This window comes from Stenotrophomonas sp. GD03794 (assembly GCF_029842145.1).
Taxonomy (GTDB): domain Bacteria; phylum Pseudomonadota; class Gammaproteobacteria; order Xanthomonadales; family Xanthomonadaceae; genus Stenotrophomonas; species Stenotrophomonas riyadhensis.
In genome coordinates this window covers 1-7,582 of record NZ_JAOCFV010000096.1, presented here as the reverse complement: position 1 = coordinate 7,582, position 7,582 = coordinate 1, and the positions used below count along the sequence as shown (strand labels likewise).

The 7,582-nt window shown below is 57.9% G+C and carries 8 protein-coding genes and 1 pseudogene; 7 read left to right on the top strand and 2 right to left on the bottom strand.

Features of this window, described 5'->3' with window-relative positions; all coding sequences use genetic code 11:
* The 3 genes and pseudogenes from N5D91_RS24055 to N5D91_RS24045 all read left to right on the top strand — a co-directional run.
* A pseudogene (locus N5D91_RS24055) lies at positions 1-568 on the top strand (hypothetical protein); the annotation flags it as partial.
* Positions 565-969 (top strand): hypothetical protein, encoded by a 405-nt coding sequence (locus tag N5D91_RS24050; protein WP_180855546.1) that lies wholly within the window; start codon positions 565-567, stop codon positions 967-969. The pseudogene N5D91_RS24055 and the gene N5D91_RS24050, both read left to right, overlap by 4 nt.
* Before the next feature lie 623 nt (positions 970-1,592).
* Positions 1,593-2,795 carry a site-specific integrase gene (locus tag N5D91_RS24045; RefSeq protein ID WP_180855547.1) on the top strand — a complete coding sequence of 401 codons (1,203 nt, stop codon included), beginning with the start codon at positions 1,593-1,595 and terminating at the stop codon, positions 2,793-2,795.
* A gap of 5 nt (positions 2,796-2,800) precedes the next feature.
* On the opposite strand, the gene N5D91_RS24040 is transcribed toward N5D91_RS24045, so the two are convergent.
* On the bottom strand, positions 2,801-3,046 hold the full coding sequence (locus N5D91_RS24040) for an XRE family transcriptional regulator (RefSeq protein WP_241898547.1): 246 nt from the start codon (positions 3,044-3,046) through the stop codon (positions 2,801-2,803).
* Positions 3,047-3,291: 245 nt separating this feature from the next.
* Here N5D91_RS24040 and N5D91_RS24035 point away from each other — a divergent pair, with 245 nt between their 5' ends.
* Both N5D91_RS24035 and N5D91_RS24030 read left to right on the top strand, forming a co-directional pair.
* Positions 3,292-3,825: a hypothetical protein gene (locus N5D91_RS24035; RefSeq protein ID WP_180855548.1), complete on the top strand. Its 534-nt coding sequence runs from the start codon at positions 3,292-3,294 to the stop codon at positions 3,823-3,825.
* Between the two features lie 40 nt (positions 3,826-3,865).
* Entirely contained in the window at positions 3,866-4,207 is a 342-nt protein-coding gene (locus N5D91_RS24030; protein ID WP_180855549.1) for a hypothetical protein, read from the top strand.
* Positions 4,208-4,563: 356 nt separating this feature from the next.
* Here the strand turns inward: N5D91_RS24030 and N5D91_RS24025 are convergent, their stop codons facing one another.
* Positions 4,564-5,124, bottom strand: coding sequence for a hypothetical protein (locus N5D91_RS24025; RefSeq protein WP_180855550.1), 561 nt, complete (start codon positions 5,122-5,124; stop codon positions 4,564-4,566).
* A 115-nt stretch (positions 5,125-5,239) separates the two neighbouring features.
* Between N5D91_RS24025 and N5D91_RS24020 the strand changes: the two genes are divergently transcribed.
* Together N5D91_RS24020 and N5D91_RS24015 are read left to right on the top strand one after the other, a co-directional pair.
* Positions 5,240-5,692, top strand: a complete 453-nt coding sequence (locus N5D91_RS24020; RefSeq protein WP_180855551.1) for a hypothetical protein — start codon at positions 5,240-5,242, stop codon at positions 5,690-5,692.
* Positions 5,693-5,993: 301 nt separating this feature from the next.
* On the top strand, positions 5,994-7,067 hold the full coding sequence (locus tag N5D91_RS24015; protein ID WP_180855552.1) for a bZIP transcription factor: 1,074 nt from the start codon (positions 5,994-5,996) through the stop codon (positions 7,065-7,067).
* The last annotated feature ends 515 nt before the right edge of the window (positions 7,068-7,582 follow it).

Here is a 7,582-nt window from a genome sequence, read left to right as displayed (position 1 = left end):
CCCGGTAACGGCGTATCAGAAACCGGTTGAGCAGTTCAATCGGTATCGGTATGCGAACGGGAATCCGTACAAGTTCACTGATCCTGATGGACGTGCAGTCACTTGTAACGAGAATCGATGTTCTGGTGAGGTGAACACCATCGCTGATGCTCTGGCGCTTCCTGCAATTCTGACGATAGCGTACGGGGGGAGATTAGTCTCAAATGCAATTGATTCCACCCAGCGGAGTGAAGGGACTGATCCGGCCGACTCCACGGAGGGGGGAGGGGGAAAGCAGTCGCCCGATAGCGTAGCCGGACTACGAGGTGAATCGACTATTGAAAATGTCACTACCCGAGGCACCCGGGTATGGGATAGAGGAGCCGAATCAGATCAGAAAGCAAAGGATTTTGACGCGCTGGGTCCCAAGGATGTCGACACAAAGGCCAACGGAACTCGCGTGGGGCAATTGGAGGATGGAAGTCGAGTGATTGACAGGAATTACTCCAAGGATGGACGGCCGACGCTGGAGATTCAGCGCCAGGATGGTCGAACCACTGATGAGTTTAGATATGGGAAGAAGCCATGATGGGACAGCATTCTGCAAATTTTGAAGAGTGGCGACCTGACGGAATTGATAAGGATTACTCGTGGAATGTGGGGGAAGTCAGATATTCGATTGACGGGTCTCTGACTGTAGATTTGTTCGAGAATACGGGAAGGAAGGCGTGGATTCTGATGTTCGCAACGCCGCTGACCGTTCGAATTACTCAGGAGGGAAGTCTCCAAGAATACTGGGAGTCAGGAGTAGTGGTGGCCGGGCATAACCTGATGCGTGCAACCAGCTCATCGTTGTTGACGTGGTTGGAGAATTCGAGCGGTGGTGTTCATTCTTCGGACAATATGGCGCATTATGCGGTCTTCTCCGACGATGTCTGCGTTGAAGTTCTCTCGCGTGTCGTGCCTTCTCTGATGCCTGCAGATGCCTAGATGAGGACGATCGGCATCCAGACATCCCCTCGCATCCTGTCCTAAGTTGGCTCTATCGCCACTTATGGACAACTCGCCCGATGTCATCCATCTACACGGACGCCGCTGCCTGTGGCCCCATTGTCATGTGAATGATGCTAGTGGCCAACGTTTGGATATCAATGGGAAGCATGTCGCTCCGGAATCACCGGGAGCGCATCTTCCCCTCGAGGCAAAGTGAGGTTCTGATGCACGATTGGACGCTTGTGGAAATACGAATCGACTGGGCTGCAAGCTCGGCGGTGCTCATTGCGCTGGACGAATGCTCTTTGAGCCGGTCGATATTCTTCAGAGGGCTGCGCGAATTCTCAGCTGATAGGCGAGAGCACTGGGGGCCAAGCAGTTCAATCAATGAGGCGTCCTGGGACGATTCGTCAACGGATGGCGGAGTTTCGTTGAAGGTTGAGATGCAGTCAGGAGGCATGATCAGTATCTCGGCCGCTGCAGCGGATATCGACGGCATGCCCTGTATGCCGGCGATAGGTTCGCTTTAGATTAAATCGCATGCGGACAATCCTCATCCAAACACCGCCTCGCATCCTGTCCTAAGTTGGCCTTATCGCCACTTACGGACGCTCCGCCCGATGTCATCTGCCCTCACCAAGCGCATCGTTCTTACAGCAGAAGCCCGTGATCGCCCCTATGAGCTTAGGGACGCTCAGGTTCGCGGCCTGATCCTGCGTGTGCAGCCATCAGGGCACAAGGCGTGGATCGTGACCTGGGCGCACGGTAAGCGTCGTACCTTGGGGTCGGTCGAGCACTTGACGCTCGACCAGGCCCGGGACCAAGCCCGTCAAGCAGTTGCTGAGTACGTTCAGTCTGGGCTGCCCGCGCTCGCGAGGTCGAAGCCCACTAGCTGCACCCTCGAAGCGCTGCTCAACGATCACTTCGAGCCTTGGGCCGTGGCTGAGCTCAAGGGCGGTCGTCAGTACCCAGACCGCATTCGATCAGTGTTCCCGTGGCTGTTACGCCGTCAGATCATCGAAATTGACGTGCCCACGATGGAGCGATGGTGGCGCGGGCGTGTCACTGGCCCCGATGCCGTCACCAAGGCTACTGCAGCGCGCGACTTCGCTTGCCTGCGGTCTGCCTTGTCTCGGGCCGTTGAGTGGAAGCTGATCGAGACGAACCCCTTGATGGGCATGCGTCAGCGATCAGCCGCGAGCCGCAAGGTCGTTCGGTTCCTGTCCCCGGATGAAGAAGCGATGCTCCGGGCCACGCTGGCATCGCGCGATCTGGCTGGGGTTGAGGGCAGGGCAAATGCAAATGCGGCCCGACGCAAGTACCGGCAAGCGGTTCTGCCTGATTTGCCGATGGACGGGTACGTCGATCACCTGACCCCGGTGGTTCTTACAGCCATTAATACCGGTATGAGACGTGGTGAGTTGTTGTCGATGAGCTGGGCTGACATCAACTGGGAAGCCAAGATGCTGACCATTCGAGCCGAGAACGCCAAGTCCGGTAGGCAGCGTCACATCCCGCTAAACGTCGAAGCCATGGAAGTCCTGCAGCGTTGGGCCGGTCAAGCGGGTGAGCGACGTGCTGGCAAGGTCTTCGACGTAACCGACATCAAGAAGGGGTGGGGCAAACTCATAGCCGATGCCCGAATTGAAGAGTTCCGCTTCCATGATCTGCGCCATCATTTCGCATCACGCTTGGTGCGGGCAGGCGTGGACCTGAATACCGTGCGGGAGCTCTTGGGACACGCAGACATCACCATGACTCTTCGCTACGCCCACCTGGCCCCGGACACCCTGGCGGCGGCAGTTGCCGAGCTGGCGGCGTGAGAGGGCTAATCCCTCTGCTCCCCAGCCAAACGCTCGAGCTCTTCCCGCATCCTTTGGCGCTCCCCAGAGGGAAGCTTGGCGAAAGCCAAGATCGCCGCAGCTAGATCATCGTCCTCGGCGAACAGGTAGGCGACCGGTACATCCAATGCCTTGGCTAACTCCGCAGCCTTGGTCATATCCGCTTGATTTCGCTCTCGCTCGTACCTGTTGATCAGCACGGCACCTCGGTTCTTGTCCTGATCCTTATCCACCAGCGCCCCCAGCGCGCGCTGGGACAGCCCTCGCAGCGCTCGAGCTTCGGAGAGCCGCTTGGAAAACGTAGCAGTGATGACTTGGGGCGAGGGCACGCGGAGGTAACGGTGTGTGAACTTGCAGGAGCATGGGCCATATACCTATTCAGTAGAAGTCATTACCATTGCGGTATATAGCGTTGCACGCGGTGTGACCGGTCGCAAGGGGTGGCCGGGCCCGTCAGCGCTCAGTCGGGGACGTTGGGATGAAGAACAGGATTACGCTTGCTGCCGTCATGTCGTTGATGCTGACTGCTGTTGCCCCGGGAGAAGTCGTAGCCCAGGAGCAGCGCTCATACGACCGTTTCAAGGATCGAACCTCCTACGAGGCCAAAGTGGAGCTATCGGAGCTGTCGAAGACCAGCAGGGGCATTTCTCTGAGCCTGCACAGCGTAGTAGACGGAGACCGCGCTGTAACGAAGTCGGACTCTTTCACCGTCTCGGCCATCCTCACCTTCAACATGTCCTATGACGTCCGCTGCGCCGGTACAGGCTTTGACATGCTCGTGGACGGAAGGGCTGTTTCGCTTCCCAGCGACATGCCCGCCTTCAATCGATACGAGTACGCAATCCTTTCGTTCGGCAAGAAGATGACCTTGGCAGAAGCAGGGGCCTTCACCGGTGCCAACAGGATCGAGGTCCGGGTCTGCGATACCGAATACAGCCTGGACGATGAGCAACGCGCTGCATTGCGTGATCTGGTCAAGGGCGCTCAGGTGGGTAGTCCAACGGGTGGCTGACGTCGGAAACCCCAGTGCATCCAATCATGGAGGAGAGAACATGCAAACCAGCAATCCAGCAACTAACCTTTATCAATGCCCGGCTTGCCGTGCTGCCATCCCCTCGGGTAGATCATCCGCGAAGTGTCCTAAGTGCTATGCGGACCTGCCCAAGGCAATTGTTGAATCGAATCGTGCGAGCGCGAACGCCCGGGAAGAGCGTGGCTCGACAGTGGCGTGTGTGGCATTGGGACTAGTTGCACTCGCAATTGGGCTCTACTTCCTGATCAACCCCTCAGCAAGCGGTTACGGCAACATTGCCAACATGCATGCGCTCGCAGTAGGTCAAGCACTTACCATCGCTGGAGCTGTGCTGCTTGGCTTGGGCATTCGCCCTCGCTGAGCAACTCGATTTGCCGCAACCAGGCCCGCTGATGGCAACGTCAGTGGGCCTTCTTTATGCTAGCTGAGGTGTCACCTGGCTACTGTCTCAGCCACCGGGCTAGCTGCACAGAATAGACGCTCTAGGATCGCTCTGTCGGCCGATCTGGGGCTGCCCGAGGGCTGTCGATGCAGGGGTGTAGCGACCCTGTCAGGCTAGCGTTGTGCAGCGATTGGTGCGCATTGGCGAACGACGGGTTCTAATTGTGTGCGTGGATAATCCGTATCCAAAGCACGAAGTCCTAGATGGTTCGCGAAGGACGCGTTACCTAGCTGCCGTAGTGGGGTACCGGAATCGATCACTCCATACAGCTGTGATCATTCGAGCTCAGCCCTCCTTCGGGACTCAGCAACTCTGGACTGTTGATGGTTATTTGCAACTGCATTCTTGGTTGACTGCTTTGAGAGGGTGCGCATGTACGCCGCTCGATGCTCCTCTTTGCGCTCGTGTTCACGCGTCAAGTTCAGCTTATCAATGGCCTTCAGAAGCTGGCTTTTGCCGCTAGGCGATAGTGCCTCGCTAAGATTTTCAAAGGTGTCCTCCCAGGCTACCTTCCCTCCAGCGAGCTTAGAGTGCCCGAATGATGTAATCGCAAGTCTCTTGGCCCGGGCATCAATAGACGTTTCTGACACCATCCTTTTGCGTATCAGACGCCCAACAAGTACAGACATCGATGCTGGCGTGGTGCCAATCATTCGAGCGAGGCTCGCGCGTGTCATCGGATATGCGTTGGCACCTTGTGCCCGCTCGATAGCCTCTAGCGCCAGGAATCCAGTGAGGGATAGGTCGTATTCCTTGAGGCGGACTTCAAGGTCGCTAGTCAGCCCATTGGCAAGTATCAATAGTGCCCTGAACTCAGGATGCGGCAGTTGGCTCATGCCACATCCTAGGATGGTGGACTGGTTGAATTCAATGGGTCCGCCACTTACTTGCTTGGCAACCTTGTTTCCAGTGACGGCAATTCCGCAGTCGCTAGCAACTAGGAGAACTACCATGCATAAGCACAACAATATTGATCGCTCCATCTGCCTCTTCGCTGCGCAGCGTGAGGGCAGGGACGCGCTGCACGCCGCGCAGAGCGCAATTTCTGAAACGATCATGGGCGGTGAGCAGCTTGTCGTGGATAAGGTGTGCGAAATCCATCGCGCCTCCACCTACAGCGAGATGACTGCATTCGAGGCCACTGCCGAGTTTGCCAGCAGGCTGCAGCTCAACACGGGTGCCACTGACCGTCGCTACGACCTGCGTGTATGCGATGCCTCGATGTTTCGCGCAATTTGGAAGGCTCGCCAGTTGGTTGACATGACCGGTATCAACTACCGCGACTACGTTCAGCGTGCTGTGACCTTCCTGCGCCACTGCGGCAAGAAGCGCATCACTCCCGCAATGCTTGTCTCTGCTGAAGTGCAGCTGCACGTGATGGAGCTCGACGCCGTCAGTCGCTGAGTTCCGAGCCGGTAGCGGCCCATGGCGACCATGTTGGGTGCGGAGGGGCCCCTCTGCGCCTAACGGCACTAAGGAGCGTGATGGCTAGGGATGGCCTGGGACCAGGTGAAGTTCAGGCTGTCACATTTGGCGATAGCGCCATCCAACCGCTTGGCGGCCGTTCCCTCATCTGACTCGCGTCATCCATTGCGCGCCCGCAGCGGAAACGTCCGGGCGCGCCGTGCGCTAGTGAACATAAGAAGACCGGCGATTTCATCGGCCCGGTCGGTATAACACTGTCTTTATCGAGGAGGGAAGGAGAATGGCTAGGAACAAGAAGTCAGGCGCGACGGGCGGGAAGGCAAAGATAAAACGGCCTAACCCAGCCCGAAAGAAGGCGTCTGCGAAGAACATGATGGAGGCGCAGAGCAGGGATGCCTCGTATCAACGCGCGCTGAAGTCGGCTGATCCCGTGAAGCGACAGGTGGGAGAGCTGGTCTTCCAGCGCACGTACATCGATAAAGGCTTGCTTGCCAAAGAGGCATTGTTGCTGCGCACCCGTTGGATCGGGAACCGCTACATGTCCCCGGTGCAGGCCACGCAGGCGTTCACGGAGGCATATATCGCTGCGTACCGTGCTGCTTGGGCGCGTCACTTTGACCATTCCGAAGCGCCGCGCAAGCAGCCCTGTACGCCAAGTCTCGCGTTGAACGACAGGTCGGTTATTACCAGCTTGTGGCGGGCCCGTCAGAAGGCTGACGAACTGGGAATGCCGTACGATCTGTTCTGCGAGATCGTCATGGAACGATGGATCGTGGGCCGGAAGGCGAAGCGCCCACCATTGCCAAACCAGCTGATTTCCGGGAAGTTGTTCGGCGCATGGATGCGGGGACACCCCACCTGGGCTGAGACTGGTGAACGGTTGTTCTCGCCCGCTTGGGATCGGCGCTTCTTTATGGAGCCGTCTGGAGAAGATCCCGTGCATGCTGCGGCAATGCGGGCATTGAGTGCCGATGTGCTGCATGCAAAGGACCGCCCCGCCCGATTGGCGCGGTATCTTGGGGCTGGTGGACCGCTGACAGAGGCGCGTGCCAAGGCGATGTTTGAAGAAGACATGGTCCGGGATGCGCTGGCGATGGTCGCCGTGCCTGCTGAGGTCAACGAAGCGCCTGAAGGATACGTTCCGGCGTGCATCGGCAATCGTCACGACGTGCGGGATATGCCGTGTCGCAACTGCCCGTTCGCCGCCCAGTGCTCGAGCGTAAAGCGGAGGGTAACACGCGCGCTGAATGCCGCAGGCGTCTCAGGCGATCCCCGTGCGGACAGGAGGCGTGAGCAGAACCGGAATAGCCAGCGCAAGCATCGCGAGGAGCAACGGCGAAAACTGGCTGCATAGCGAGCGCCAATAGAATCTTACGCGCGTAAACGAGCTTATTTGTCAGCAGCCCCATAAGAGCTATAAATCAAGAGCAACTACCTTCTCTTTGAGAAGGTAGATATTTATTGGGATGCCAGCGTTGATGTCCCGTGACTGGTCCCATCGGTACTCGGGCCTTCGGCCCTCGCACCTCGGGTCCAGATGCGCGCCCCTTCGGGGACGCGCAGAAAGCTATAGCCGGGGTTCAATAGAGAGCGTGCGCCGGAGATATCGAGGGGACCTGTAAGCCCCATTCTTGAATCCCAGCGGTGTTTGCGTAGGGGTGTCGCTGGCCGGTCCTGCGGCGCGCTCAGCGAGCTTCTGATGAAGCCTGGTGTGCATCCTGCAGGCCGCTTATGAGCGCAATGTCCCGGCGATCACTGTGATGTGCAGATTGCTCGCCCACGTATGCAGTGTTTATGGAGATCCACATGACACATGGTCGATTCGATGGCTACTCGGATGGTCATGTCGATTGTCGTAAACCGCAGTCC

What these genes read in the sequence shown, in the direction of transcription:
- N5D91_RS24035 (WP_180855548.1), top strand. Translation starts at nt 3,292, where the DNA reads ATGAAGAACAGGATTACGCTTGCTGCCGTCATGTCGTTGATGCTGACT.
- N5D91_RS24050 (WP_180855546.1), top strand. Translation starts at nt 565, where the DNA reads ATGATGGGACAGCATTCTGCAAATTTTGAAGAGTGGCGACCTGACGGA.
- N5D91_RS24015 (WP_180855552.1), top strand. Translation starts at nt 5,994, where the DNA reads ATGGCTAGGAACAAGAAGTCAGGCGCGACGGGCGGGAAGGCAAAGATA.
- N5D91_RS24020 (WP_180855551.1), top strand. Translation starts at nt 5,240, where the DNA reads ATGCATAAGCACAACAATATTGATCGCTCCATCTGCCTCTTCGCTGCG.
- N5D91_RS24025 (WP_180855550.1), bottom strand. Translation starts at nt 5,124, where the DNA reads ATGAGCCAACTGCCGCATCCTGAGTTCAGGGCACTATTGATACTTGCC.
- N5D91_RS24030 (WP_180855549.1), top strand. Translation starts at nt 3,866, where the DNA reads ATGCAAACCAGCAATCCAGCAACTAACCTTTATCAATGCCCGGCTTGC.
- N5D91_RS24045 (WP_180855547.1), top strand. Translation starts at nt 1,593, where the DNA reads ATGTCATCTGCCCTCACCAAGCGCATCGTTCTTACAGCAGAAGCCCGT.